Source organism: Paenibacillus polysaccharolyticus (assembly GCF_023714295.1).
GTDB classification, from domain to species: domain Bacteria; phylum Bacillota; class Bacilli; order Paenibacillales; family Paenibacillaceae; genus Paenibacillus; species Paenibacillus polysaccharolyticus_A.
The window spans coordinates 1,387,441-1,413,851 of the sequence record NZ_JAMAUN010000001.1; the positions used below are offsets into that span (position 1 = coordinate 1,387,441).

24 protein-coding genes are annotated in these 26,411 nt (G+C 45.7%); 23 read left to right on the forward strand and 1 reads right to left on the reverse strand.

Translation table 11 applies throughout. The annotated features are described in order from the left end of the window. Positions 1 to 254: 254 nt before the first annotated feature. From M3629_RS06535 to M3629_RS06560, 6 genes are all read left to right on the forward strand, one after another. Positions 255 to 1,409, forward strand: a complete 1,155-nt coding sequence (locus M3629_RS06535; protein ID WP_186809670.1) for a glycosyltransferase family 2 protein — start codon at positions 255 to 257, stop codon at positions 1,407 to 1,409. 55 nt (positions 1,410 to 1,464) lie between these two features. Next, positions 1,465 to 2,751 carry an aminotransferase class III-fold pyridoxal phosphate-dependent enzyme gene (locus M3629_RS06540; RefSeq protein ID WP_251503367.1) on the forward strand — a complete coding sequence of 429 codons (1,287 nt, stop codon included), beginning with the start codon at positions 1,465 to 1,467 and terminating at the stop codon, positions 2,749 to 2,751. A 42-nt stretch (positions 2,752 to 2,793) separates the two neighbouring features. Beyond that, on the forward strand, positions 2,794 to 3,825 hold the full coding sequence (locus M3629_RS06545; RefSeq protein WP_251503368.1) for a zinc-dependent alcohol dehydrogenase: 1,032 nt from the start codon (positions 2,794 to 2,796) through the stop codon (positions 3,823 to 3,825). A 132-nt stretch (positions 3,826 to 3,957) separates the two neighbouring features. Further along, positions 3,958 to 5,202: an MFS transporter gene (locus M3629_RS06550; RefSeq protein ID WP_251503369.1), complete on the forward strand. Its 1,245-nt coding sequence runs from the start codon at positions 3,958 to 3,960 to the stop codon at positions 5,200 to 5,202. Positions 5,203 to 5,281: 79 nt separating this feature from the next. After that, positions 5,282 to 5,875 carry a DUF1349 domain-containing protein gene (locus M3629_RS06555; protein ID WP_186812302.1) on the forward strand — a complete coding sequence of 198 codons (594 nt, stop codon included), beginning with the start codon at positions 5,282 to 5,284 and terminating at the stop codon, positions 5,873 to 5,875. A 40-nt stretch (positions 5,876 to 5,915) separates the two neighbouring features. Further along, entirely contained in the window at positions 5,916 to 6,557 is a 642-nt protein-coding gene (locus M3629_RS06560; protein WP_251503370.1) for an HAD family hydrolase, read from the forward strand. Between the two features lie 4 nt (positions 6,558 to 6,561). Here M3629_RS06560 and M3629_RS06565 read toward each other — a convergent pair whose 3' ends face one another. Continuing rightward, positions 6,562 to 7,377 carry a helix-turn-helix domain-containing protein gene (locus M3629_RS06565; RefSeq protein WP_154889302.1) on the reverse strand — a complete coding sequence of 272 codons (816 nt, stop codon included), beginning with the start codon at positions 7,375 to 7,377 and terminating at the stop codon, positions 6,562 to 6,564. Positions 7,378 to 7,612: 235 nt separating this feature from the next. On the opposite strand from M3629_RS06565, the gene M3629_RS06570 reads away from it, so the two are divergent. From M3629_RS06570 to M3629_RS06650, 17 genes are all read left to right on the forward strand, one after another. After that, a complete protein-coding gene (locus tag M3629_RS06570) occupies positions 7,613 to 8,746 on the forward strand; it encodes an NAD(P)/FAD-dependent oxidoreductase (protein ID WP_251503371.1) in 1,134 nt (377 codons plus the stop codon). Between the two features lie 24 nt (positions 8,747 to 8,770). Next, the gene (locus M3629_RS06575) at positions 8,771 to 9,019 is read left to right on the forward strand and encodes a hypothetical protein (RefSeq protein WP_251503372.1); all 249 of its coding nucleotides are present in this window, start codon (positions 8,771 to 8,773) and stop codon (positions 9,017 to 9,019) included. A gap of 46 nt (positions 9,020 to 9,065) precedes the next feature. Next, a complete protein-coding gene (locus M3629_RS06580) occupies positions 9,066 to 9,608 on the forward strand; it encodes a GNAT family N-acetyltransferase (protein WP_221788660.1) in 543 nt (180 codons plus the stop codon). A gap of 105 nt (positions 9,609 to 9,713) precedes the next feature. Continuing rightward, positions 9,714 to 10,391: a response regulator transcription factor gene (locus tag M3629_RS06585; protein WP_251503373.1), complete on the forward strand. Its 678-nt coding sequence runs from the start codon at positions 9,714 to 9,716 to the stop codon at positions 10,389 to 10,391. Beyond that, positions 10,384 to 11,754: a sensor histidine kinase gene (locus M3629_RS06590; protein WP_251503374.1), complete on the forward strand. Its 1,371-nt coding sequence runs from the start codon at positions 10,384 to 10,386 to the stop codon at positions 11,752 to 11,754. The genes M3629_RS06585 and M3629_RS06590 overlap by 8 nt, the downstream gene beginning before the upstream one ends. Positions 11,755 to 11,934: 180 nt before the next feature. Continuing rightward, positions 11,935 to 14,067 (forward strand): serine hydrolase domain-containing protein, encoded by a 2,133-nt coding sequence (locus tag M3629_RS06595; protein WP_251503375.1) that lies wholly within the window; start codon positions 11,935 to 11,937, stop codon positions 14,065 to 14,067. 174 nt (positions 14,068 to 14,241) lie between these two features. Beyond that, the gene (locus tag M3629_RS06600) at positions 14,242 to 15,960 is read left to right on the forward strand and encodes an ABC transporter ATP-binding protein (RefSeq protein WP_251503376.1); all 1,719 of its coding nucleotides are present in this window, start codon (positions 14,242 to 14,244) and stop codon (positions 15,958 to 15,960) included. A gap of 177 nt (positions 15,961 to 16,137) precedes the next feature. Next, complete coding sequence (locus tag M3629_RS06605) at positions 16,138 to 16,599, forward strand: MarR family winged helix-turn-helix transcriptional regulator (protein ID WP_167375624.1); 462 nt, start codon at positions 16,138 to 16,140, stop codon at positions 16,597 to 16,599. Next, positions 16,596 to 17,708 (forward strand): threonine aldolase family protein, encoded by a 1,113-nt coding sequence (locus M3629_RS06610; RefSeq protein WP_251503377.1) that lies wholly within the window; start codon positions 16,596 to 16,598, stop codon positions 17,706 to 17,708. The genes M3629_RS06605 and M3629_RS06610 overlap by 4 nt, the downstream gene beginning before the upstream one ends. Positions 17,709 to 18,557: 849 nt before the next feature. After that, positions 18,558 to 19,367, forward strand: a complete 810-nt coding sequence (locus M3629_RS06615; protein ID WP_251503378.1) for a class I SAM-dependent methyltransferase — start codon at positions 18,558 to 18,560, stop codon at positions 19,365 to 19,367. Between the two features lie 54 nt (positions 19,368 to 19,421). Next, a complete protein-coding gene (locus tag M3629_RS06620; protein WP_154984101.1) occupies positions 19,422 to 20,051 on the forward strand; it encodes a pentapeptide repeat-containing protein in 630 nt (209 codons plus the stop codon). 105 nt (positions 20,052 to 20,156) lie between these two features. Then, positions 20,157 to 21,707, forward strand: a complete 1,551-nt coding sequence (locus M3629_RS06625; protein ID WP_251503379.1) for a DEAD/DEAH box helicase — start codon at positions 20,157 to 20,159, stop codon at positions 21,705 to 21,707. A 92-nt stretch (positions 21,708 to 21,799) separates the two neighbouring features. After that, the gene (locus M3629_RS06630) at positions 21,800 to 22,153 is read left to right on the forward strand and encodes an MmcQ/YjbR family DNA-binding protein (protein ID WP_251503380.1); all 354 of its coding nucleotides are present in this window, start codon (positions 21,800 to 21,802) and stop codon (positions 22,151 to 22,153) included. 69 nt (positions 22,154 to 22,222) lie between these two features. After that, positions 22,223 to 23,125 carry an alpha/beta hydrolase gene (locus M3629_RS06635; RefSeq protein ID WP_251503381.1) on the forward strand — a complete coding sequence of 301 codons (903 nt, stop codon included), beginning with the start codon at positions 22,223 to 22,225 and terminating at the stop codon, positions 23,123 to 23,125. 276 nt (positions 23,126 to 23,401) lie between these two features. Further along, positions 23,402 to 24,559 (forward strand): type III polyketide synthase, encoded by a 1,158-nt coding sequence (locus tag M3629_RS06640; protein WP_251503382.1) that lies wholly within the window; start codon positions 23,402 to 23,404, stop codon positions 24,557 to 24,559. Further along, entirely contained in the window at positions 24,546 to 25,274 is a 729-nt protein-coding gene (locus M3629_RS06645; RefSeq protein ID WP_154984096.1) for an SAM-dependent methyltransferase, read from the forward strand. Before M3629_RS06640 ends, M3629_RS06645 begins: the two co-directional genes overlap by 14 nt. After that, complete coding sequence (locus tag M3629_RS06650) at positions 25,271 to 26,410, forward strand: NAD(P)/FAD-dependent oxidoreductase (protein ID WP_251503383.1); 1,140 nt, start codon at positions 25,271 to 25,273, stop codon at positions 26,408 to 26,410. Before M3629_RS06645 ends, M3629_RS06650 begins: the two co-directional genes overlap by 4 nt. Position 26,411 lies beyond the last annotated feature (1 nt).

A 26,411-nucleotide genomic window follows, 5' to 3' on the forward strand; every position in this document is an offset into this window, starting at 1 on the left:
TTGTCGCATTAGATGCGAGGGACCCATTGAGAGTTTTTTTGATTTTTAAAGAGATTCAGATATTAATAGAGTTCAGAATTTAAGATTTAAAACTTCCAAAAAATGATATAAATTTCTATTAGGTTCAAATCATTACCAAATTAAGACAAAGTTTGAGTGGAGGAGGACGACAGAGAACAAGTAGTTATATCATGCACATATTCATAATCTTGGCCAAGGGTTCCATCAAAATTAACTTCATGAGGAGGAATAATATGCTTTATACCATTATTGTACCGGTCAATCAGGACTATAACATTCTGAACCTGTTTACAGATTCGCTGCTTCGAACAGTCGTCCCATCAACACAAATTATTTTTATCAACGACGGATCTGGCTCTGCCGTCTTCCAGCACCTGGATAAACTCAAACAAGAGGTTGGAGAAGGTGTGACCATTGATATTCTTCAGCATGACTTTCCACTTGGCTGCGCCGTATCCATTAACAGCGCCCTGAATCTTGCTAAGGGAGAATATATCTTTTTCCTCGACTCCGACACGATATTGCAGCCCCACTGGCAAACGATGATGAAGGAGACGCTCGACACGGATATTACGATCGGTATGATCGGAGGCGTGCTGTTGTATCCGCAGACTGGGGGTGTACAACATTGTGGTATCGCCTTTGCTGACTCGATTGGACGCCATCTTTTTCTGAACGCATCCCCGGATGATATCCCGAAGGAGACGTTCTCCGTGCAGCTTGTTGTATTTGCGATGTTTGGCATGAAACGGGAAGTATATGAGACGATTGGCGGCCTGGATGAAAAGTTTTTCAACGGATATGAAGATTTTGATTATCAGATGCGCGCCAGAGAAGCGGGTTATGATACGGTTATTAATCCTAATATTCAAGCCTATCACTGGGAACGCAGCAGCGGCATTCATCGCAATTTTAACCGCAAGAACAATCTGGCACGATTTTGGAAAAAGTGGGGAAGTCAGATCGAAGCCGATGTATGGCCCTTCGTATTCAGTCATCTAAAGGAGCAATTGCATCATCAACGCGAATACGAGCATCTGCCAATGATCGGTATCGATCTTGCCGAGGTTCGAAGTGATGCGGACACGTTCTGGAGCAAGCTTGACGAGGCAGGTATCGCGCCCCTTGCCGATGTGCGAGACTACTCCAACCGCTTTAACTCGAATGGAGCCATATGGCTACCCCAAGTATTAGGCAAGGAGTTAATTCATAGCGAAAATCGGTTGCTGTTTCTGGTGGACAACTTTACCCGATTGCTGGAGAACCGCTATTGGATCGAAATGAGGCATGCCCATAGAGCCAAGGATCTAATTATTGACCTCTACGGTAACGTGATTACGATGGATCGCATCTATGATGGATGTTGGCCGGGCACGAAAGTGCGATAACTTAATCATTCAGGTTGTGATATACCACTATTAAGCCTTAGGGAGGTACTTCAAAGTGAGCGATGAAAAAAGCACGCTGGATCGTGCCGCAAGATTTACTCAAAATCTGGAGTGGCTGGAGAAGGTTGAAAAAGTTATTCCGAGCGGGTGCAGTACTCTAGCCAAAGCGCCAGAACGCTTATTTCCGGGACATACCCCGGTCTGCTGTGCGGAAGCATATCATTCCCGATTCACAGATATTGACGGTAATGAATGGCTGGATTGTGAGATGGCCATGGGCACGGTTCCTTGGGGGCACGCCAGACGAGAAATTCAGCTTACGGTCATTCATCAGTTGAAAAAAGGGACAGGCTTTTCACTCCCAGCGGATATTGAACTGGAGTGTGCCGAGTTAATTCTGGAGCGATTCGAGGGACGTTATCCGTCCCTGCGCTTCACCAAGAGCGGTGCAGACGCAGTAAGTGGAGCGGTGCGGCTGGCCCGTGCGGGAAGTGGTAAAAGCAAGGTCATTGCAACAGCTTACCACGGGTGGCATGACTGGTCCGCATATGGTTATTACGGCAGCCAGACCAAAGAACGCGGCATTCCGGTGGATATTGAGCGTTCCACGATTTGGGTGAACAAGCCTTCCTATACTAACATTCGGGAACACACTTCATCTATAGATGATATCGCTTGTATTGTCTTGTGCCCCAACGAGTGGAATAAAGAAGAACTGGAGAAGGTGGTGAATTTATGCCGCTCTCTGGACATCATTATTATCTTCGACGAGGTTACTTCGGGAATACGAATGGGCAAACAGGCGACTGCAGGAGAGTATGACATCTGGCCGGACTTGCTCTGCATCTCCAAGGGTATGGCCAACGGACTTCCGCTTGCAGCAGTAATGGGGCCAGAGCACCTCATGTCCCTTGCAGGACAGGTGCGATTTAGCAATGCGCATTCCAGCGAGACAACAGCGCTTGCGGCGGCTATTGCTTGCGAAAGGTTAATTAAAAATGCCAAAGTCTGGCCCACTTGGCGTGAACCCGCTACACGGATCATGAAACGACTGGAATCCGAACTTGTGCTGCTTGGTCTCACGGAACAATTAGTCTTAAAGGGAACCTACGCGAGCTTTTACATCCAATCTTTGGATGAGCAAAATTTTCAGACGGACCCGTTCCGCGAATTTATGGTGAAGAAGATGGCTCATTACGGCATTTTCACCAAAGGTTACTTTATTTTCTCGGATACGCATACGCGGGAGGAATTGATTTGGGTGGAGGATGCACTGCTTCAGATTTTGTCGGACTGGAAAGAAAGGCAGAAGATTGAACATCTGAAATATGCCAATATGTAAAAAATAACATCAAAACTCATTACATGACCAGGAGGAGTTCGCATGAAAGCACTCGTATATCAAGATTTGAAACAGGTGGAGCTACAAGAGATTGAGGAGCCCAGCATTCAAAGACCGAATCAGGTCAAAGTGAAAATCTATGGATCAGGGATCTGTGGAACAGATTTGAACATTGTTAAAGGTAAAGTCTCAGCAAATAAAGGAACCGTTATCGGTCACGAAGGTGTAGGGACTGTGGTCGAGGTGGGAGATGAAGTACGGGGTATTCGCGTAGGAGATCGGGTTCTCGTGGACCCGACGCAATCTTGCGGACACTGCTCGTATTGCCGTGAAGGCTTGTTCATTTACTGTGAAAATTTCGATGACTACCAAGTAGGAATGACCACACACGGAACGTTTGCCGAATACTTTGTGGGAGATGAAAAATATATCTATCCGATTCCCGATTCCATGAGCTGGGAAGCGGCCATGATGATTGAACCTCTGGGTTGTGTGTTGCAAACATTCATGAAAGCAGGCGTGAAGCCAAGTGATTCTGTACTCGTGCTGGGGTCAGGCGCCATTGGTTCGCTGTGCCAGCTGGTGAGCAAACGACTGGCAAGACTTACGGTGGGAACTGAGATTGATCCTTATCGCAAACAATTCGCAGAAGGGATCGCTGACTATGTCTACTATCCGCAGGATCTAACACTGGACAACGTATATGAGATCAACAATAACAAAAAGTTTGATATTGTTGTCGATGCTGTAGGGAATCAGCTTCATGTCGGGTTTGAGATGATTGCTAAAGGCGGCCGGATCATCCCAATGGGGTATGACGACAGTTACGAAGTGACTTTTAAATCAACCCATGTCATTAACGATGGACTCAGTATTATTGGTGCGGTAGCTGTACACTCCATGATCAGCACGGCGTTGAAATTCGCGCAAAGCATTCCTGAGCTAGAGCAGATGGTAACAGCCAAAGAATTTTTGACGGACTATGAGCAAGCTTTCAATGGCACCATCGGTTATGACCTGCGAAGCGGGGAGAAGCTGCCGATGAATTCGGTGAAGACCGCATTGATTCTGTAATAATGTAGATATTGTGGGGTTCTCCGCTGTGACCAGTGAGGTATAAGGCGTTAAGCGCAAGTGAGATGTGTTTTCGATTGGATCTTGCAGGTTACAGCGGAGCGATCCGCAGAGAGAAAGAAGGGATATGGAGTGAAACTGCTTCGGGATTTGCCGAGAAATCCGCGGTATTCTATTTTACTTGAGCCGGTGTGGGCCATTCCGGGAACGATTGTTTTGTTTTACGCTCCTTTGTATATGAAAGAGGCCGGTTTGTCCGACATTGAGATAGGCATCATTAATTCGGTGAATCTGTATTTTGCCTTCATTTTTCAACTATTTGCAGGGTCAGTGACCAATAAGCTGGGACGTAAACGAACGACACTGATCTTTGATTTACTCGCCTGGAGTGTACCCATGTTCATCTGGGCATTTTCACAAAATTTCTGGCTGTTTCTCATGGCTTATTTGCTTAATGCGACATCAAAGTTTGTCACGGTGTCTTTCAATTGTCTGATCATTGAAGACGTAGAAGAACATAAACGATCCAAGGTGTTCGCCATGCTGAACATGATTATTACCGGTGCGGGAGTGCTTACACCGATTGCGGGAGTTGTGATTGCAGATTTTGGCATCGCGCCTACGCTAGCAAGCATTTATTTTGTGGGCGGGCTGTTGATGACAGCGATGTTTTTTATTCGTAATCGCTACACGGAAGAGACTGAGGTTGGCAAGGAATTGATGGGCATACACAGCAAAACGCATGTATTTCGCAGCCTCGTCACCAGCCTTCGTCTGTTTGGAAGGTCGTTCTACAAGCGCAGGTTATTTCCGATCATTTTAATTACGGTATTGTCCAATCTGGTTCTACAGTTAAACTTCTTTCAGGTCATCTATTTTAAAGAGCAGTTAAGCTTTGGTGATCGAGTGATCTCGTTTGTTCCCGTCGTGACAGCGGTTACCGTCATGCTGCTCTATCTAGTTATTCTTCCGCGCTTGAAGCAGAGATCGGAAGAAAAGTATGTTAGCTTCTCCATTGTGCTTAGTACCGCGGGTGCTGTGTTATTTCTTCTGATTCCGGCCGGTAATATAGCGATGCTGTTTCTTACCCTTATTGTACTTGCTGCCGGGAACTTCATTCTGCAAACGTACCGTGATTCATTACTGATGAACCGACTTGGCACACATGAGAAGGCAGACATGTTCTCGGCTGTACAGACGGTTATGACTTTAACAGCAATACCTTCCGGGTATCTAACCGGGTTGCTGTATCATTATCATCCGGTCCTTCTGTTCGGCGTTATTCTTGCACTGTATATTTTCTTGATGATTATTATGTTGTTTTTACATGATCCACAGCAACGCCCCCAAGTGATAGAATCTTACAAAAATATGTAGAAGAAGGGCTTTTCTGTATGTTGCCGAATATATAAAACGGTAAAATGCAGTTAATAGTACAATCCTTGGGAGGTTTTGAATGATGAATGTAATGACAACGGAAGCAAGGGAGAAAATGAGCTGGATCAATGAGCCGCACAACTGGTCATATACGGATCAAGGTGGACTGATCATAGAGGCGCAAGCCGACTCGGATTTTTTCCAAGACCCGGCAGGCAAACATATTCGAGCGACCGCTCCATTCTTGTCGATGCCCGTCGCTGGTGATTTCGAAATGACTGCACAGCTGACGGTAGAGATGAAGCATCAGTATGATTCCGGATGTTTGATGGTGATGGTCGACGAACGTAACTGGTGCAAACTGTGTTTTGAATATGATGGTAAGGCCGCAACGATCGTATCTGTCGTTACACGAGATGGTTCATCCGATGATTGTAACTCGACAGAGGTGCCTGTGTCAGATCCTTACCTGCGTATACGAAAAGTGGAGGGATGTCTGTCCTTCTTTTACTCTCCCGATGGGGAAGAATGGAAGTTAATTCGATACTTTGGCATGCCGATGGATGGAGAGCTTCGAGCTGGAGTTGTTGCTCAGTCACCGACCGGCACGGGTTGCACTTGCCACTTTTTATCCGTAAGCATGACCCAGCCGGATTTGACTGCACGCTTCTGATCCGTTTCTCCAGCGATGGCTGAGAGAGAGGAATAGAACAATGGTACAGAAGTTAAAAGCATTTATATTTGATTTTGACGGCCTGATTGTAGATACAGAAACGCCTTGGTATTATGCTTTTCGTGATATTTATGAAGAGCATGGTGTGGAGCTGGGACTTGAGCTATGGTCTAAAAACGTAGGCACCTCCTTCGAGGAATTTCATCCGTATCGATATCTGGAGCAAATGTTGCAAAAAGAGATCAATCATGAGCAAATCCGCTTGCTTTCTGAACAGAAGTACGAATCATATTTGGGACAAGCAAGCATACTCCCAGGCGTACTTGAATTGCTGGACGCTGCCCGGGAGAGGGGAATTCGGCTTGCGGTTGCTTCGAGCTCCACTCGTGATTGGGTACACGGGTACTTGCAAAAGCTTGGGTTGTTTGATTATTTTGAAGTCATTCATACCTCGGATGATGTGAAGCGGGTGAAACCTGACCCGGAGCTGTACCTGCTCACGCTGCAGAAACTTGGTGTGGAGGCAGATGAGGCGATTGTTTTTGAGGATTCTCCCAATGGACTAAAGGCAGCAAATGCCGCAGGTATCCGTTGTTATATCGTGCCGAACGAGGTAACACGTGGTTTGGAATTCACTATGCATGAACGGCGGTTATCCTCGCTGGCTGAGATGAAGATATGATTTTTTATCTCTGAAACTTCTTGCGCAGTTCAATGGGTGAGATGCCTTCATATTTTTTGAACACGGAACCGAAATAACTGGCACTGTTAAAACCGACGGCTTTTGCAATCTCATGTGCGGTGATATCCTCTTGCTGCACAAGCATCTCCTTTGCCTTAAGCAAGCGATAGCGAACCAGGTAATCGAGTGGAGTCATATGGAACTCTTTTTTAAAGATGCGGTTCAGATGTTGCTCGGTCACATTCATCTGATCCGCGAGTAGGGAGAGGGAGAGATCTTGTTGATAGTTTTCTTTGATAAAAGCAACAAGTTCTGTCAGACGCAGCCGAGCCTCAGAGCGCTCAACCTTGCTGTAGCGTTCACTCTCAATGGTTAAACGAACCAAAAGAGTATAGAGCAGTGTAGAACCATGCCAGATATAATCCTTGTGACGGGACTGTAGCGCCAGTGTGATCTCACGTAACAGAAGGCCAAGTATGCCTTCCGGTTTGAAGGCGCGCAGTTCCCCGATCTGCAAGGAGTGCAGGAAACGCGGCAAAATGTAGCCATTAAATGACAAACAATCAAACTGTAATGTGTTACTTGAATTGTTATAACGGTAGGGAACTTCAGGAAACATGATAAGCGCTGTTCCTTTCCGAACAGAAAGCTCGAGATTTTTGGCAGCGATTCTCCCTGTTCCGCCGATGCATTGTACAATGGTGTAATCCCGTGAATGGTCGCTCCAATCCATTAATTCATTAACGGTTAACCGGTTTTGCCCAGTAATCATGAGAGGCATATCGGGCACTAGCAGATTTCCCATGTTAGGTTTCAGCATCGTTGAATAATTCCTCTTTTCGTTAAAAGGTCTTGTGCAGGTAGCATGATTAGAGCATGAAAGAAACCTGAATAGAATTATATTACATAAATGGAATTATTTTAAATGTGTTGACATCTTAGCTTTGTATTTTACCGAAAACGGTATCCGCGGTATCCAGGTGCCACAGCTTGCCAACAGAATGGCAAAAAGGGTACGCTATATAGATGAATGGACGAAGGAAAGGAATACTCGTATGAAAAAAGTCATCGTAGTCGGAGCGGGCATATTAGGAGCATCAACAGCCTATCATTTAGCAAAATCAGGAGCAGAAGTGCTTCTTATCGATCGGAAAGATGCAGGGCAGGCCACGGATGCGGCTGCTGGTATCATCTGTCCTTGGTTGTCTCAGCGTCGGAATCAGGATTGGTATCAGCTAGCCAAGGCAGGTGCTCGTTATTACCCTGAGCTTATAACTGAATTAGAATGTACTGGGGAAACCGAGACGGGGTATGCACAGACAGGCGCACTCAGCATACATACGGATCAGGAGAAGATTAACAAAATAGCGGAGCGTGCCAAGTTGCGCAGAGAAGATGCGCCTGAGATTGGTACAATCACATGTCTGGATGAAAATGAAACCCGTGAACGGTTCCCTTTACTTGGGGAAGGTTATTCATCTGTACACATCAGCGGTGCTGCGCGTGTGGATGGAAGAGCGCTGCGTGATGCATTGATCCGCTCTGCACAGCGGCACGGCGCTCGTCTGATTGAGGGAGAAGCCAGAGTGCTCTATGAGGATGAGCAAGTAACTGGCGTTGAAGTGCAATCGAAGCATTATGTCGCGGATCGGGTGGTTGTGTGTGCAGGTGCGTGGGCGAATGAGTTAATGAAACCACTGGGGATTCTTTTTAACGTCCATTATCAGAAGGGTCAGATTGTGCATTTGCGTACTTCTAATCAGCAAAATACAGAAGAGTGGCCTGTCATTATGCCGCCTACTGATCAGTATTTACTTGCGTTTGCAGAACAGAAAATAGTTATTGGCGCCACACATGAAAATGATGTTCACGGTTACGATACACGAATTACTGCCGGAGGCATGCAAGAAGTGTTGAACAAAGGACTAGAACTGGCACCTGAGCTTGCAAACAGCACACTTGATGAGGTTCGTATAGGTTTTCGCCCATTCACCCCAGGATTTTTGCCCGTTATGGGACATGTCCCGGGATGGTCAGGTCTGATCACAGCTAATGGATTGGGTGCTTCCGGTCTAACCATGGGGCCTTATATTGGTAGTCAGCTTGCCAAATTGGCGTTAGACATGGCACCGGATATCAATATAGATGCGTATGATGTAAGTAAAGCGATCGAGTCGAACGCAGAATAACAGCTACATGAATGAGGTGAGCAAATGACGTATTCACAGCGTTTATCAGGCGGAGCAAGCCTGTCGGAAGTATTGTATCTGGAACAGCAGATTGATCAAATCAAAGAAGAACATGTCGTAGCTGTTGAAAAACTGAAGCAGTATGAACAAGTCGCAGAGAACGAGCAGACAAAGGTTTTACAGAAAAAGATTGCTGACGCGAAACAACATGTGAATATGCTGTCAGCTCGGCTTGAAGAGCTGGAGAATACATTGGATGAACTAGTGGATTAGGCCGTTTTCAGATGACATGAACTGAACTTCTAAGGAGTAACTTGAGATGAAATATGAGGCGGAACGAATTTATATCAGAGCTTGGACGTTAGAAGATGCTACGTTGCTTCAGGAGTTTCAAATGGGCAATAGAGAAGATATAGAGAGGACTTCGGCTGGTCATCGAGATGAAGCATTTTATAGTCTGGATGGACAGACCCGTCTGATTGAGACATGGCTTGAGCTGAGAAAAGAAGGAAAACGACATTCTTTTGGCATTTTTCTTAAAGATACCGATGAACTGGTGGGCGAAATCTCATTATTTCGAATTGAACTGAACGGTGCAGATAAATGGGTGATAGGTTACGCAACCGATCGGCAACACCACGGTAAAGGATATATGAGCGAAGCGTTAAAACGTGTGCTTCAATATGCCAAACATGAGATGAGCATTACGCATGTTGAAGCTGGTGCTGTTCCAGACAACATCGGCTCCATTCGTGTGCTTTTGAAAGCAGGCTTCCAGGAAAGTGGCACACACGATGTACCTATTCAGGGAGTGATGAAAAAACATACGATGTTCACGATATCTCTGACGGATGTGGAATAAGCAAAGAGGATCGAATGGGATTGCAAAGAACGAGGATTCACTAAATTAACAAACTGGCGATATAAATGCATAACAATTCGTATAATGTTGCCGAAGGAGAAGCATATGGCTACCATATTAGTTGCAGACGATGATGCGAATATTCGTGAGCTGGTCTGTTTGTTTTTGCGAAATGACGGATTCGACACCGTAGAGGCTGTGGACGGCCATCAGGCGCTAACGCTATACAAGGAACGTCACATTGACCTAGTGGTACTGGATATTATGATGCCAGTGATGGACGGGTGGGCTTTGTGCAGAGAATTGAGACAGTTGAACGCAGATCTACCCTTACTTATGTTGACAGCTAGAGGTGAGACATGGGAAAAGGTAAAAGGTTTCGAACTGGGAACAGATGATTATTTAACAAAACCATTTGACCCGTTGGAGTTAACTGTACGTGTGAAAGCTCTGCTAAAACGATACAAGATTGGCTCCACGCATATGATTCAGTTTGGGGACGTGACGCTGGATCGTCAGAGTTACAAAGTTATTCTGGGTACAGAGTCGTTAACTTTGCCACTCAAGGAATTTGAATTGTTATACAAGCTGGCCGGAACACCGGGGCAGGTCTATACACGAGAGCAATTGATCGATCAGATCTGGGGGCTGGATTACACAGGGGATGATCGGACAGTGGACGTACATATCAAACGTTTGCGCGAACGTTTTGTTACGACTTCAGATTTTCAGATTGAAACGGTTCGTGGTTTAGGATATCGGTTAGAGGTCAAGCATGATTAAGTCTTTGTATATCCGGGTTGTTGTGACTTTTCTCATTTCTGTGATTGCCGGGACCGTGATTGCTTTTCTCTTATCCACCTGGATTTTTGAAGATCAGCTCAATGAGAATTCACATATCAACATACGCAATTTCGGTCAGGATGTTGTACAGATATACAAAACGCTTCCACTCTCCGAAGCGGATGCATTCGTCAACAACATGAAGCAGCTCGATTTGTACTATATTCGGATGTATGAGCCATCAGGACAGTTCCAAACGTACGGGAAGGCTATAGATCATAAACCGATTTCAGTGACGGAAGAGCAGCTTCAGAAAGTACTGGGAGGAGCCGTAGTCGAAGCGACTCCGAATGGTCTTGGTACAGTTCTACTGGGATTGCCGGTCCAGACTGCTGGCGGGACTCGAGCCATGTTTCTGGAGACGCTGTCGCCGCCTGCTGCCGCTGCTGTGATTCAATGGGGTACAATCTTTGCCACCTCATCTCTGGCCGCCGGAAGTCTGATCATTCTGATTGCTTCTATGTTCTTGGTTAGACCCATCAAAACATTGACCCAGGCAACCAAACGTATTGCAGCAGGTGATTTCAATGTGAAACTGAATATTAAGCAATCTAGTGAACTGGGCACGCTCGCTCGTAGTTTCGAAGATATGATGAAGGATCTACAGCAACTGGAGCAGATGAGAAGAGAGTTTGTAGCCAACGTCTCACACGAGGTACAATCACCGCTTACTTCCATATCAGGGTATGCCCAAGCATTGAAAAATGTAGAGTTACCAGATCAGGAACGAGGACGGTATCTCGATATTATCATTTCAGAGGCGAAACGCATGTCTAAAATGAGTGATAATTTGCTTAAGCTCAGTATGCTGGAATCACAATCTCATCAGTTGCAACTCGCCACGCGTGATCTTGATGAACAGATCCGAAGGGTTATCGTTGCATTACAGCCCCAATGGTCCGCTCGGGATATTCGTTTTGAGCTGGATTTACAGAAGGTTCAAGTCATCGCAGATCACGATCAGTTGAATCAGGTATGGACGAATATTCTCAGCAATGCGATTAAGTTTTCAGAGAATAAAGGCGTAATTCACGTCAGGATGGAACGGGATGTCAGGGCTGTAACAGCATATATAACGGATGAGGGAATTGGTATTCCTCTCGAAGATCAAAAGCGTGTATTTGAGCGCTTCTTCAAGGCCGATCGTTCCCATAGTCGGAAATATGATGGTAGCGGGATGGGGCTTGCGATCGTGAAACAGATTATTTCGTTACATAAAGGAGATATCGCGGTGGAGAGTAAAATGGGCCAAGGAACAACATTTATAGTAAGCTTGCCAATTAGTCCACCGACGACAGGATAGTCAACTTCTTTTTTGTGGTTCTTTGCTACGTTCATGTACAAGTTCGCTTGTATGTGACGTAGCTTTTTTAGTTTGTTCATGTTCCGTTCATATAGACTTCATGAAGAGTACATCTGAATCAATTAAGCTTGTTTCATATCGAGAGGTGAAGGTCTGACCACAGAACAGGAGGAGATGTGAATGATAATAACCCAAGATATCAAGATCAACAAGGGCATGATCAAAACAATAGTTAAGAAACGGACTTCAATTGTTGCGTTGAGTCTGGTGATAATCATGTTAACATCAGGTACTATTATGGCTGCACCTTCTGTCACTAAGAGCAATGACCTGATGTATGAGACTACCAAGAAAACAGTGGTGGAGAAGGCTAACCTACTTACCGAAACATACGGGGTAACCAGTGTGCAATATGCACTGATGGATCAAGGAGAGATTGTTGTTTCCGGGCAGACAGGCAAAAATGACTCCAAAGGGGAAGTTGCGCTCACATCCGATACCATCTATGGCATAGGCTCGACTAGTAAAATGTTTCTTACAGCATCTGTGATGAAGCTTGTTGACGAAGGCAAGGTAAATCTGGATCAACCAGTGACGCGTTATATTCCAGAATTCAAGATGAAAGATCAACGTTATAAACAGATTACACCACGCATGTTATTGAATCATTCGGCTGGTCTTCTTGGTACTTCAAGTCACAATGCAACCTTGTACGGGGATAATGATACGCTCTCACATGATACGTTCTTGGATCAACTAGCAACGCAGCATCTTAAGGCAGAGCCAGGTGCATATTCGGTATATTCTAACGATGCGTTTACATTAGCTGAACTTCTGGTTGAGAGAGTCAGTGGGTTGAGCTTTACGGCATATATACACCAACATTTTACAGAGCCCTTGAAAATGGAGCGTACGAAAACACCACAGGATGTGGTTAACCCGGCAAATATGGCGGGAGTCTATTCACCGCTATATAAAGGTCAGCTCCCTCAAGAGAATTATAATATCATCGCTACCGGAGGCATATATTCTACCGCTAAGGATCTTGTGAGATTTTCGCAAATCTTCACAGGTGAGGTTGAAGGTATTCTTTCCGAGAAGTCGGTAAAAGCCATGGAGCAAAAAGAATACAAGAGAGGCATGTGGCCAGAAGAGAGTGATTCCTCTATCTCTTATGGATTAGGGTGGGATAGTGTGAACTTGTTCCCATTCAATGATTATGGCATCAAGGCGGTTACAAAAGGTGGAGATACGGTGTCATTCCATTCATCCCTCATCGTGCTTCCAGAGCATAATCTGGCTGCAGCCGTTACTTCTTCAGGAGGTTCGAGCGCAATTGACCAATTGATAGCGAGCGAACTGTTACTTAGCGCACTCGAGACCAAAGGTATCATTCAAGAACGCATACCTGAAAAGTCGTTTGGCATGCCTGTAAAGGCGGATATGCCAAAAGAGATGTCTGAGTATGCGGGAATCTATGGTGGCAACAATTCGGTTATGAAGGTGGATGTAGGTTCTACTGGAGAACTGTCGATTACGCCCCAAATGGTTCCGAATAGTCCTGCGGATCAATACATCTATACGTCGGATGGAACGTTTGTTAATAAGGAAGGCACAAAAAAATTAAAATTTGTTAAAGAGTCAAATGGTCATATCTACTTGTGGTCTCGATCCTATCTGTCCATACCTGGCTTAGGGCAACTTGCTTTCTCGGAATATACGGCACAAAAGCTCGAAAACAATGAATTGCCTAAGGATATTCAGGCGGCATGGGATCAGCGTGATGGGCAGCGGTATTATTTGATGAATGAAAAATATACCTCCACGGCATATCTCCATTCTTCAGCAATCATTCCATTGGATACAGAGAATGGCCTTCCCGGCTATATGATCAACCACAAAATTGTTGGAGCCGACCATGCCCTGAACCAACTCCGGATTCCCGGCATGGCTGGCAGGGATGCGAGGGATATTTACTTTTCCAGAAAAAATGGTGTAGAGTATATTCATTTTACAGGCTATGAATACGCCAGTGAAGAGATTGTCCAGACACTTTACAGTGGCAAGCAATCCAAGATAACGATCCAGCCAGAAGGTTATAACAGATGGTTCTTCGTGCCGTCAGCTGCCGAAGGTCAGGTTATGACAGTGAAGATGCCAGCAAATGCCGCCTTTGCTGTATATGATCAGACAGGCATCTGTGTAAATCATACTGTGGTTAGTGGCAAGAATGAGGTTGTTCTACCTGAAAACGGGCGTATTGTATTCGCGGGTGAGGAAGGTTCTCGATTTGAAGTTTCATTGAAAAAATAGAAAGCATATTCGCACGTATTTACAGAATCAACATGTAAAAAGTCTTCTCTATGATATGGGGGAGGCTTTTTAGCTATCGATCAACGAGAATAGGTTTACATGTTTTGGAAGACTGTATAGAATGGTATACACTGTATAACCGAATATGAATGTGGAGAGTGAGTGTGAATCGAAATGCTTCGTCGTTTTTTTTCGTATTACCGACCGTATAAAAAACTGTTTTTGATCGATTTTGGCTGTGCTGTATTTGCGGGTTTGCTGGAGCTGGCATTTCCGCTTGCGGTTAGTAAATTTATCAATGAACTGCTACCAGGCCAAGACTGGCCGCTGATTTTACTGGCGTGTATCGTGCTGTTATCGATCTATGCATTGAATACCGTATTAAACTACGTTGTTACATACTGGGGGCATATGCTGGGCATCAACATCGAAACGAATATGCGGGAGAAAATGTTCGCTCACCTGCAGAAGCTTTCGTTCCGGTTCTTTGATAATCGTAAAACGGGGCATCTGATTGGTCATCTCACGAATGACCTCAATGATATTGGCGAAGTGGCCCACCACGGACCAGAAGATGTATTCATCGCCGTGATGACGCTGATTGGCTCATTCTGGCTGATGGCCAATATCAATCTGGAGCTGGCTTTGCTAACGTTTATCATCATTCCGATTATGGCGTGGGTGATTATTGTATTCGGCGGTCGGATGACCAAAACGTACCGGAGACTCTTCGGTGACGTCGGTAACTTCAATGCACGTATTGAAGACAACGTAGGCGGTATGCGTGTCGTTCAGTCTTTTGCCAATGAAGATCATGAGAAAAAGCTGTTTGCTGTAGATAATGCCAATTTCCGTCTAACCAAACTGCTCGCGTACAAAACGATGGCGAAAAGCATCTCGGTCAGTTATATGATGATGCGTCTGGTGACCGTGTTTGTGATGATCAGCGGAGCGTGGTTTTACATCGATGGCAGAATCAACATGGGCGATTTCATGGCGTTCCTGCTCTTGTCGAATATTTTCTTCCGCCCGATTGAGAAGATTAATGCCGTGATTGAGAGTTACCCGAAGGGGATCGCGGGGTTCAAACGTTACCTGGAGATCATTGACACCGAGCCTGAGATTGCGGATCGCAAAGAGGCGGTCGAATTGCGTGAGGTGAAGGGAGATATCCGCTTCGAAAATGTGTCGTTTGGTTACGAGTCCAGCCGGCGCATCTTGAATCAGATTAGCTTGTCGGTCCGTCCTGGGGAAACCGTTGCTTTCGTCGGGCCTTCAGGTGCAGGGAAAACGACGATCTGTAGCTTGCTTCCGCGCTTTTATGAAGTAGAAGAAGGCCGAATTACGGTGGACGGGATGGATATTCGAGACATTAAGCTGCAATCTCTACGTAAACAGATTGGGATCGTGCAGCAGGATGTATTTCTGTTCTCGGGTACGATCAAGGAAAATATCGCATATGGCGATCTGACCGCAACCGAGGATCAGATCTGGGAGGCGGCTCGCCGTGCTTCACTGGAAGAACTGATTCTGAGCTTGCCTGACGGCATGGACACAATTATTGGAGAACGTGGGGTGAAGCTGTCTGGAGGGCAAAAACAACGTTTGTCCATCGCCCGCATGTTCCTCAAAAATCCGCCGATTCTAATTTTGGATGAAGCGACATCCGCCCTGGATACGGAAACAGAAGCACTCATTCAGCAATCTCTTGCCGAATTGTCGGTAGGCAGAACAACGTTGGTCATTGCTCACCGACTGACCACGATCAAAAATGCAGATCGAATTATCGTGGTGAACACCGATGGCATCGCTGAACAAGGTAATCACGAAGAGCTGGTTGCTGCCGGAGGTATCTACAGCCGCCTGCATCAAGTTCAACACAATCACTCTTAGGCTGGTGTCTCACCAAGTTCTTTAAATTGTTTGAAGTTGCCGCGCAATGCGCGGCTTTTTTGTGTTCTTATAGAGATCCGATGTCTGGAGATGTTGAACTGGAAGAATAATGTTGACAGTGTCCACAATCCTGATTAATATAATGTTGACAATGTCCACTAAAAGGGAGGTTTCGTAATGAGCTCTCAACATATTCAACCCGAAGTTCTGGCAGACATGCGGCGGTTTAACCGTTTTTATACCAATATTCTCGGGGTGCTTGATAAGCATATTCTCGGAACCGGATATTCTTTTGCCGAGGTACGCGTCATCATCGAGATTGGCATGCGCGGCGAAAGCATTGCGAACAACCTGGTCGATACCCTCACCATTGATCGCAGCTATATGAGCCGCATCGTGAACAAGCTGACGAAGGAAGGGTTACTCATTAAGGTGGATTCCACAGAAGACAGCCGGGTTAGCCTCATTCGCCTGACGGAAAAAGGGCAGGTGCTGTTTGCTGAACTGAATGACCGATCCGACCAGCAGATTATGAAATTAATGCAGAACCTGAATGAAGAAGAGATTCAAGAGGTATATGCCTCTATGATGAACATCCAAGAGAAGCTGAACAAGAAGGCAGGAGAGAGAGCACGATGATACGATTTGAATGTGATTATAACGAAGGTGCGCACGAACGCATTTTGCAGCGATTAATGGAAACCAATATGGAGCAAACGAGTGGTTACGGCACAGATGATCATTGTGAGCGTGCGCGTATGCTGATCCGGCAGGCCTGCGATCAAGAAGAGGCAGATGTACATTTTCTCGTCGGAGGTACACAGACCAACACAACGGTAATTGCATCTATTCTTCGCCCACATCAAGGCGTCATTGCTACGGTATCTGGCCATATTGCTGTTCATGAGACAGGTGCGATCGAGGCGACAGGACACAAGGTGCTGACGGTTCCGAGTCTGGATGGCAAAATTACAGCTGCGCAAGTGAAAGCTGTTTATGATGCACATGCACAGGAATCGTCACCAGAACACAGTGTGCAACCGGGCATGGTATACATATCCCAACCGACCGAGTATGGCACAATGTATAGCAAAGCTGAACTTGAAACGCTGTATGCAGTAAGCAAGGCGTGTGGTCTGCCATTTTTTGTGGATGGAGCACGTCTCGGTTATGCTCTTGCATCCAAAGATTGTGATATGACGATGGCCGATCTTGCTCGACTCTGCGATGTATTTTATATTGGCGGAACCAAAATTGGTGCATTGATGGGTGAGGCGGTTGTTATTCTCAATGATGCGTTGAAACGCGATTTCCGTTATATTATCAAGCAAAAGGGTGGCTTATTGGCGAAAGGAAGACTTCTAGGTATTCAGTTTGAAACGTTGTTTGAAGATGGTCTATATCTCGAAATTTCCCGTCATGCCGTAAATATGGCTTTGAAAATTCATGATACCCTTAAGCAACATGGTGTGCAGTTCTTGTATGATTCTCCAACGAATCAGCAGTTCCCGATTTTGCCGGATTCCTTGTTGGCACAATTGAGCCAAGACTACACATTTACATTTTGGGAAAAGGTTGATCATTCCCGCAGTGCCGTTCGCTTCTGTACCAGTTGGGCCACTCGTCCAGAAAACGTAGAAGCACTAACGCGTGATATTGTATCACTGCTGCAGCAGAAAGAAGCTGAATTGGAAGCCGCTGAATCGGCGGAGAGAGTTGCAGTGTTACAGACAGCAGCCATGGTGTAAGGGAATTGGTGTAATTGACTGCATCAATAACATCGTAGATCGAGTTGCGAGGTGCCCTAATAAGCAGAGAAACGAGGCAATCGTAAAAAGGTGATGTACTACAGCTGGACTGTGCTTGAACTGAATTTGAATTGCATCGGGACTGACTTATTTGAACGGCAGTTGGATTACAATAGAACAGCTCTAGAAGTGCTCTAAATACGCTTTAGAACTGCAGTTGAATGAAGTGGGTTATCCGAATACAAATATGCTGTCTCTAAATTAGAGCACCTTTATGAAAGGTATGAAAGAGAGCTGAGTGAGGGTCCAAATGCTAACGATCATGACAGAGCTTATTCGGGGCATTTTAGCGAAGAAATTTTTCTAACGATCACCACAGACGTTATTTTACTCAGGATCGCGTTTGTTCAGACTAAAATGCTGGTTTATTATAAAATAAGGCTCCTGGTGATCGTTAGAATTTTATATTGCCTGATTTGAGCCAAATAGCGTTTCTCGTGATCGTTAGAAATTTCCAACTCGCCAGGAATAGTCTACTGTTTTCATCATTTAGCGCCCACTATGCAAACATCTAGGACAGAAAACAAATTGTAGGGATGAGATGTGCCTAAGATAGAAATGGAGAGTGTCTTGCAGGTGAGGTCTAACCTGTAGGGCACTTCTTTTTTAATTTTATATGTAAATGATCCAATCTGGATCTGCTAGTCTAGCAGGGGAGAGAATGTGTTAGGCCTCAGTTGTTAGACATTAGGTTGTTAAATCTTAGTTGGTAGATTAGATTGACATCATTCTCTGATTGATTTAAGTTATTATAGATACTTTATATCTTTAATATGAAGGAGAGATGTTATGAAACCGGATAAGCAATCCATTTCAACAAACACTTCACTAGGTGGGAATCAGTCTGCTTTTTCAATAATCGAATCAACTCAAGCGATCCAAGCTCTACAAGCGAAGCTTCCTATACAATCCATGCCTCTCCTAACGATGTTACAGCCCTCCCTCGGAGAACGGATTCTGGATTTGGGATGTGGGAATGGCATACTGACGGCTAAAATTGCGGCAAGCGGGGCGATCACCACCGGAATTGATTTTTCGAAAGAGAGTATTGCGCAGGCTAAGGAGAAACATCCCGGACTGGATTTTCAGATCGCAGACGCTGTTCATTATCGGACAAAGGAACGTTATGACGCTGTATTTTCTCATGCTGCATTTCACTGGATGGCTGATGCTCCAGCTGCCTTGAAAACCGTGCAATTAGCGTTAAAGAAAGGAGGACGTCTTGTTACTGAGTTTGCCGGAAGTGGTAATACGGCGATCCTTCTTCATGCGGTTCGGGACGAGTTGCTCTCAAGAGGATACACATGGGAAGGGCGGAATCCGTGGTATCATCCTACCGTAGGGGAATTTTCAAGCTTACTGGAGCAACATGGATTCCGAGTGTTATTTATACAACATACTGACACGATGAGGCCGCTGAAACAAGGAGTCCGTCAATGGCTGAGCAGCTTTGCATCCTATCTGTTCCATGATATTGAAGCAGCGGAGCAGGAGATGATTATGGGGATCGTCGAAAAGAAAGTAGAACCGCTGCTTTATCATGATGGGCAGTGGAATCTGGATATCACCAGATTGCGAGTTGTCGCTGTAAAAGGTTAACGAACGAGAATAGCCCGGCTGGCATAAACCACACAAAAATCCGAGGAGGCTCGCATGAAAATAGAGAAACCCAAGCTGACCTTGCAGTTGCTTGAATCTGAACCGACCTATACTTTGGATTCGAAGACAGAGTACAAGGACAAACTGTTCGAACATATGACACTGGACATGCTGGAGGTGAGCAAAGCATCATTCGAGAACGTGGTGTTCCGGCATGTAACCATTCTGGAGTCATCACTTGAACATTGTGAGTTTACGGATGTGCGGTTCGAGCACTGCGACTTTTCCAATGTGAATCTGCAAAATACGTTTATGCATCGCACGGAGTGGGCCAATTGCAAACTGGTCGGCACGGACTTTTCCGGTAGCAGGTGGCAGAACGTTAGCATTCTGCAGAGTATATGTGACTATAGCAATTTCCGTTTTACCCATCTTAAACAAGTGGAGTACCTCGAATGTAGTATGATCGGAGCAGATTTTGCCTATCTGAAATTACAAAAGATCGCATTCGGTGCATGTAGACTGGATCAGGTGACGTTTACCGGAACACCAATGAAGGGATTGGACCTGAGTGATAGTGAATTTGATGCCCTTTTCCTTACGCTAGAGGATCTGGCCGGGTGCGCAATCGCACCGCATCAAGCAGCAACGTTTGCCGGATTAATGGGACTGATCATCAAATAACGTTCAAAAAGATATACAGAATCGTGATTTAGTGTTATCCTTAACTGTTACGTGTGACATAAAGATTCGTTTTATGTAGAGATGTGCGTAGATGAAGGAGATAACATGACATTTCAGGAATTAAATATTATCCCTCCGATTTTGGAAGGATTGAAAAAAGCAAATTACAGTAAACCTACTCCGATTCAGGAGCAATCCATACCTGCCGTGCTTGCGGGCAGAGATTTACTTGGTTGTGCGCAGACGGGAACAGGTAAGACAGCGGCATTTTCGGTGCCCATTATCCAGTTGTTGAGTCAAGGCAGCAAGCAGAAACAAGGGTCTCCCGGTAAACAGACAGATCAAAAAGTAAAATCCGTCCGCGCGATTCGCTCACTGATCTTGTCCCCAACAAGGGAGCTAGCCATTCAAATATCCGATAATATTAAAATGTACAGCAGATACACCGACATTCGCTCTGTGGCAATTGTCGGGGGCGTATCTCAAAGAGTACAGGAACGCGCGTTGCAACAAGGAGCAGACATTATCATTGCTACACCTGGACGCCTGATGGATCTGGTGAATCAGAAGCAGATTGATCTGAGCAAAGTAGAGATTCTTGTACTCGATGAAGCTGACCGTATGCTCGATATGGGTTTTATCCACGATGTGAAGCGCATCATCGCCAAGATGCCAAACAAAAAACAGACTTTATTCTTCTCAGCAACTATGCCGCCAGAGATTGTGAAGATGGTGCAAACACTACTGGTGGACCCTGTGAAAGTGGAGATTACCCCGGTATCATCAACGGTAGATCGTATTCAACAGTCTGTATATTTGCTGGAGCAAGGCAAGAAGCAGAACATGTTAAATCATATTTTGCAAGATAAATCGATTGCTACTGCACTGGTGTTTACTCGTACGAAACGCGGAGCAGATCGGGTCACGCGAGATTTGGCCAAAATTAATGTAACGGCGCAAGCGATTCACGGCAACAAGTCACAGAACGAACGCCAACGGGCGCTGAATAATTTTAAAAGTGGTGTAACTCGTGTGCTGGTCGCAACTGATATTGCCGCGAGAGGTATCGACGTGGAGGAGTTGACTCATGTCATCAACTTCAATCTGCCGAACATCCCTGAGACGTATGTCCACCGTATTGGACGGACCGGCCGAGCGGGGAAAAGCGGGATGGCGATCTCGTTCTGTGAGAAGGATGAACTTCCTTTCCTGAAAGATATCGAGAAAGTTATCAAAAAATCGATTCCCGAAGTGAAGGATCATCCTTACCCGATGACGAACATGCCTGTGTTTGTACCAATGAATCAAACGAATCAAGGCAAACGGACAAAACCAAATTCCAGAACAGCTGACAGTAGATCTGGATTTAATCGCGCTACTGCGGATAAACCGGCGAAATCCAAAGCCAATCCGGCGCGTAAGCCAAAGTCCGAATGGTTTACCAAACGAGACAAAGTAGCATCCGGTGGTAGAAGCGAAGAGCGTAGCTCGAATGGTTCACGTTCCGGACGTAGTGACAATCCTCAAGCCAAAGTTAAGGGTGCATCGTCATCTGAGAGAGTGCGTAAAGCAGATCATAGCCGCCAAACAAACAGCCGTTCTTCCTATCAAGGTCAAGAGCGCCGGAACAAAACGCGCCGTGATAAGGTTAATTAATAGACAACAGAACGAAGCCTTCTCCTATCTATAGGAGGAGGCTTTCCATTAAAATAGAAGGTAAACGAGTTCAGTTTAGAGGAGGAAGTATTGTGAAGGATAGCATTATGAATTATTGTCTTGGCAAAAAAGGCGCTGTGAAGGAATTTCCTTTCGGGCCTGAAGCGGCTGTAATTAAGGTAGCGGATAAAATGTTTGCACTTCTGTTTGAGGGCAACGGGGAGAACAGTCGTTTGAATCTGAAATGTGATCCGATCATTGCGGAGAACCTGAGAGAGCAGCATGAGGCTGTTATTCCCGGTTACCACATGAATAAAAAGCACTGGAATACCGTTAAACTGGATGGTTCCCTACCAAATGAGGACATATATGCCATGATTGATCACTCCTATGACTTGATCGTTCAGAAGCTTCCAAAGAGGATTCAGGAGACACTCAGCGAATAGATTTAATGAAGCCAGATACGATTGTAGCATTTTTCGGTATACACAAAGATGATGAAGGAGTGAATGTGAATGGATCAACAGCAGCAGATCGCCATCGTTCAACAAATGCGTCAGCATAACTCGGGAAATGATCAGAGTCTCCAACCAAGTCTTACATATGATGTTACTGTAAAAGAATACATGATTCCTACCTCCGCCGGAGAAACCCGGGTGCTGGTGTATGTGCCGAACCGCAAGAAGAACGAACAACCCTTAACTTGGCCCGTGTTTTTTAACATGCATGGAGGCGGGTTTGTGCTGGGTCAGGCTGACGGGGACGATCCTTGGTGTCGTTTAATTGCAGATCGTGCATCTTGTCTCGTCGTGAACATTGATTACAAGTTAGCACCTGAACACAAATTTCCCACGGCTGTCCATGAGTGTTATGACGTCGTAAAATGGATGCATGCCAATGCAGATCAGTTCTCCGGGAATGCAGCTATGTTCGCTATCGGTGGTCATAGTGCGGGAGGCAATCTGGCAGCGTCGGTATGTTTGCTGAATAGGGAGCGTGGGAACGAATTCCCAGTTCTGCTACAGATTATAGATTATGCTGTGCTGGATTTGGCTACAGAACCCGGAGATAAACCTGACTTTCTGGAAGCTATCCCAGCCCATGTGGCTAGAACGTTTAATGCGATGTATTTATCAAAACCAGAGGATGCCTCGAATCCCTTAGCTTCTCCGGTGCTTGCCGAATCACTTTCTAATTTGCCTGAAGCTTTGATTATTACCGCAGAGAGAGATTCTTTAGCCCAGGAGGCACGTACATACGCAGCAAAGCTGGAAGCAGACGGTGTAAAGGTGACCTACAAAGAGTACACAGGCGCAGCACACGGTTTTACACATCATGGCGATATTGAAACGGCTGAAGATGCTTGGTACTTGATGAGTGACAAACTGAGGGACGTTTTTAGCCGTACAGAAGTTTGATATAGAACGATGAAGTTGAAGCTGCCTATGGGCGGCTTTTTTGGTGTGAAGTTATAAAGTTCCTTAAACGGGGCTTCTGAGCAAGTAATCATCTTAATAAAATATAGAATTCGAGCAGAAAACTCATCATCTTGAAACAGTGAAGTCATATTACGGCTTCAATACATTTTGCAACAAATTTATATGGATCAATATCATTTTCGGGATTACAACTTTTTCATAAAGGGTAAGAGGTGTTAATTGCAGGTAATCATAACCAAAAAACAGGAGGTTCATATGAATTCAAACAATTCTTTGAATGATATCGCCATTCTTGGCATGGGAACGGCTCTCCCTGTACACAAGGTAGCTCAGCCGTACATTGCGGAGCTTATCGCTTCTTCACTGGTTGATCGACCGGATTTGGCGAGGTTCGCCAAGCGTATTTTCAAATCTTGTGGTGTAGAGACACGGTATACCGTAGAGCCGAGTTATCTTGGCACATTGGAAGAATGCCGTTATATCCCCTCAGGTGAACAGCCAGATATTCCAACGACAAGGGAACGCATGGATACATACCAGCGGGAGGCGCTTCCTCTGGCGATCAGAGCAGCGGAAGAAGCGATGCAAGACGCGCAGATCTCTCCCGAAGCGATAACTCATATGATAACGGTTAGCTGCACCGGACAGTATCTGCCAGGACTAGATGTGCAACTGATCCAACATTTCGGACTTTCTGCTCGAGTGAACCGATTACCACTTATTTTCCAGGGTTGTGCAGCAGGATTAAAAGCAATCCAGATGGCTCGTGACGTCGTACAGGGTGCTCCAGGCTCGCAAGTGTTGGTTGTTTGCGTGGAATTATGCACGCTTCATTTCCAGCCGGTGCAAGATCGGGAGGCACTGTTTGCTGCGTCGTTCTTTGGAGATGCCGCTTCTGCATCCATCGTGGGTACGCCAGAAGCGCAGCACAGAGACTACCTGAGTCTGGGAACCGGCTATTCGGTGTTGCTACCGGATTCGACGGAGGACATGACGTGGAAAGTGGCCGATTACGGATATGATTTGCATCTGTCGCCACGCATCCCGAAGTTACTTGGCAATCATTTGCAAGAAGAACTGAGTCTTTTGCTGCAAAGTGAACAGCTCCCCGAACTATGGGCAATACACCCGGGCGGACGAGGGATCGTAGATTCTGTTCAGGAAGTGATGAATTTGAAGTCGGAACAGACGAAGTACAGTCGGGATGTTTTGAGAGATTACGGCAACTTGTCTTCGAATACGATCTTGTTTGTACTGCAAGCGATGCGCATGGATATGAAAAAGCAGGAACAATCATTGACGGAAGGCGTAGCTATGGCTTTTGGTCCCGGACTTACTGCAGAATTAATGAAATTCACGTATGTTCCGGCGTTAACATCGGTCATGGAGGAGCAGGATCATGTCCTTCTTTAGAAGATTAAGCAGTCGTGCCAGAGAAGACGAACTGATGGATGACTTTTCGATGGGTGGAGAAGAACTGCGTGAAGCGTTGCGACATTTACGGCGGTTGAACAAAATATTTGCTGCTCCGGGTCCCACCGTGTCCGGTGTGGAGAAGTTATGGAAATCCGTCGGTAAGCCGGATACCCTAACACTGCTGGACGTTGGTGCGGGTTCAGGAGATGTGAATCAGAAGCTATTACATTGGGCGAAAAAACAAGGGATAGATATGCAAATTACGCTAGTGGATCTGACCGAAGAGGCTTGTGAAGAAGCAAGACAGTTGTTTCAGAGCGAGCCTCGTGTTCGAGTACAGCGTGCCGATCTAACAGCGTTGCCTGATGATTCAGCCGATATTGTTACAGGCTCACAGTTCATTCACCATTTCGAAGGAGAACAGCTTGTGGACATGGTTGGTCATATGCTTCGTGCTTCGAGATATGGTGTGGTTATCAACGATATTCACCGTCATCCGGTGTCTTATAAAGCGGTATGGATTACAACCAGACTTATCTCGCGTAACCGTTATATTCGTCATGACGGGCCGTTGTCAGTAGCCAAGGGATTTACAGATCAGGATTGGCAGGAACTCAAGCAGCGGTTGAACCATGACACGATGACCTATGAGTGGAAACCGTTATTCCGATATTCTGTGGTGATTCCGCGAAAGGGAGGCCTCGTAACATGATGAAATCAACCTATGTAATCATTGTTGGAGCTGGCATTGCGGGCAGTAGTTGTGCGATCGAACTGGCCAGGCAAGGTCATCGAACGTTGTTACTCGATCGGCAACAGTTTCCCAGACATAAAACATGTGGGGAGTTCATGTCACCTGAAACGAAGGAGATGCTGGAGCGTCTTGGCATTCATCTATTGAATCAGGAGAAGAGCCCCAGCAGTATGGATCATGCTCGAATTACGATGCCGGATGGTGGTGAGATTGAAGCACCTTTGCCTGGATCTGCCTATGGAATAAGCCGATATGAGCTGGATCAACTACTGCATCAGCAGGCATATACCGCCGGGGCTGAAATTTTAACGAAAGTGAATATTGCTTCGATCCGGCAACTTGAAAATCAGAGTTATGAAGTCGAGGTGAAGCAGGGCAATGAACGGAGATGTTATCAAGCCAAGGCGGTTATCGGGGCATATGGCAGCAAAAAGTTGAGAGGAACAAGTAGCGAAGAAGGGGTTCGGGACGAGACGATATATGTCGGTGTCAAATCTCATTACAGAGGTATTAACATACCGGCGAGGGTAGAATTATATTTTTGTGATGGTGGTTATGTGGGCATATCCCCGATTGAAAACGACACGGTTAATGTCGCGGCATTGTTAACACTTGATTCTGTACAGGGGAGCGGCAAGTCCGTAACAGAGATTTTGCAGGCAGCCGCGATGACGAATGCAAATCTGGCGGCTCGTTTAGCAGAAGGGGAAGCCATTCAGGGAACCCAAGTCTCTGTTGCGCCTTTGCAACTGTCTAATGTTCCGGAACCGTGGTCCGATTATCCGCATATTGGGGATACGATGATGGTCATTCCACCTCTGTGCGGAGACGGGATGTCCGTTGCCCTTCGTTCTTCGATCGTGTGCGCGCGGTGGACCGATGCATACCTTAAGGACGAGATTGACTATACCACATGGCAAAGCGAGTATACACTCGAAGCGAATCGGGAGTTCGCACCATTGCTTCGAAGAGCCAGAACGATTCAGAATCTTGCCTTCGCCAAAACCAACCGCTTTTATCCTGCTCTAGCTCGAATGTTTCCAGGATTGGCAACCTACGTTGTAAAAGCGACGAGACTGTCTGAGATGAAATAAG

Bases quoted from the DNA above. Each gene is read 5' to 3' on its own strand.
- M3629_RS06605 (WP_167375624.1), top strand. From the start codon at position 16,138: ATGAGCTCTCAACATATTCAACCCGAAGTTCTGGCAGACATGCGGCGG.
- M3629_RS06585 (WP_251503373.1), top strand. From the start codon at position 9,714: ATGGCTACCATATTAGTTGCAGACGATGATGCGAATATTCGTGAGCTG.
- M3629_RS06570 (WP_251503371.1), top strand. From the start codon at position 7,613: ATGAAAAAAGTCATCGTAGTCGGAGCGGGCATATTAGGAGCATCAACA.
- M3629_RS06645 (WP_154984096.1), top strand. From the start codon at position 24,546: ATGTCCTTCTTTAGAAGATTAAGCAGTCGTGCCAGAGAAGACGAACTG.
- M3629_RS06625 (WP_251503379.1), top strand. From the start codon at position 20,157: ATGACATTTCAGGAATTAAATATTATCCCTCCGATTTTGGAAGGATTG.
- M3629_RS06615 (WP_251503378.1), top strand. From the start codon at position 18,558: ATGAAACCGGATAAGCAATCCATTTCAACAAACACTTCACTAGGTGGG.
- M3629_RS06635 (WP_251503381.1), top strand. From the start codon at position 22,223: ATGGATCAACAGCAGCAGATCGCCATCGTTCAACAAATGCGTCAGCAT.
- M3629_RS06620 (WP_154984101.1), top strand. From the start codon at position 19,422: ATGAAAATAGAGAAACCCAAGCTGACCTTGCAGTTGCTTGAATCTGAA.
- M3629_RS06600 (WP_251503376.1), top strand. From the start codon at position 14,242: ATGCTTCGTCGTTTTTTTTCGTATTACCGACCGTATAAAAAACTGTTT.
- M3629_RS06545 (WP_251503368.1), top strand. From the start codon at position 2,794: ATGAAAGCACTCGTATATCAAGATTTGAAACAGGTGGAGCTACAAGAG.
- M3629_RS06575 (WP_251503372.1), top strand. From the start codon at position 8,771: ATGACGTATTCACAGCGTTTATCAGGCGGAGCAAGCCTGTCGGAAGTA.
- M3629_RS06610 (WP_251503377.1), top strand. From the start codon at position 16,596: ATGATACGATTTGAATGTGATTATAACGAAGGTGCGCACGAACGCATT.
- M3629_RS06640 (WP_251503382.1), top strand. From the start codon at position 23,402: ATGAATTCAAACAATTCTTTGAATGATATCGCCATTCTTGGCATGGGA.
- M3629_RS06535 (WP_186809670.1), top strand. From the start codon at position 255: ATGCTTTATACCATTATTGTACCGGTCAATCAGGACTATAACATTCTG.
- M3629_RS06590 (WP_251503374.1), top strand. From the start codon at position 10,384: ATGATTAAGTCTTTGTATATCCGGGTTGTTGTGACTTTTCTCATTTCT.
- M3629_RS06595 (WP_251503375.1), top strand. From the start codon at position 11,935: ATGATAATAACCCAAGATATCAAGATCAACAAGGGCATGATCAAAACA.
- M3629_RS06650 (WP_251503383.1), top strand. From the start codon at position 25,271: ATGATGAAATCAACCTATGTAATCATTGTTGGAGCTGGCATTGCGGGC.
- M3629_RS06565 (WP_154889302.1), bottom strand. From the start codon at position 7,377: ATGCTGAAACCTAACATGGGAAATCTGCTAGTGCCCGATATGCCTCTC.
- M3629_RS06555 (WP_186812302.1), top strand. From the start codon at position 5,282: ATGATGAATGTAATGACAACGGAAGCAAGGGAGAAAATGAGCTGGATC.
- M3629_RS06560 (WP_251503370.1), top strand. From the start codon at position 5,916: ATGGTACAGAAGTTAAAAGCATTTATATTTGATTTTGACGGCCTGATT.
- M3629_RS06580 (WP_221788660.1), top strand. From the start codon at position 9,066: ATGAAATATGAGGCGGAACGAATTTATATCAGAGCTTGGACGTTAGAA.